1 protein-coding gene is annotated in these 234 nt (G+C 54.3%); it reads right to left on the bottom strand.

Translation table 11 applies throughout. From position 1 onward, the window contains the following. Positions 1 to 220: helix-turn-helix domain-containing protein (locus tag HMPREF3042_RS10720; RefSeq protein WP_210403451.1), on the bottom strand; the 220-nt coding region annotated here is incomplete at its 3' end. Positions 221 to 234 lie beyond the last annotated feature (14 nt).

The following is a 234-nucleotide window of genomic DNA, read 5'->3' as shown; positions in this document are numbered from 1 at the left end:
TAAGCATCTCGTAGATCACGCGATGCTTATGCATCATCGAGACCTTCGGGTAGTGCGATTGGTGCTGGATCTCAATTCCGGCTTGTCGCGCCCACCGCCTGACTGTTGGTGAGGGTATCCCTAACTCACGTCCAACTGCGCTTGCTGATGCCCCGTTGGCGATGTGTTGAAGCGCAATCGGTTTGATGGCACTGTATTTCGTTCGGCGGGTTTGCTTCACTACTTCTCCTGGTC

The sequence above is a fragment of the Corynebacterium sp. HMSC074C05 genome (assembly GCF_001838325.1).
Taxonomy (GTDB): domain Bacteria; phylum Actinomycetota; class Actinomycetes; order Mycobacteriales; family Mycobacteriaceae; genus Corynebacterium; species Corynebacterium amycolatum.
Note: the sequence above shows the minus strand (reverse complement) of the source record. Positions and strands in the feature narration are given on the sequence as shown.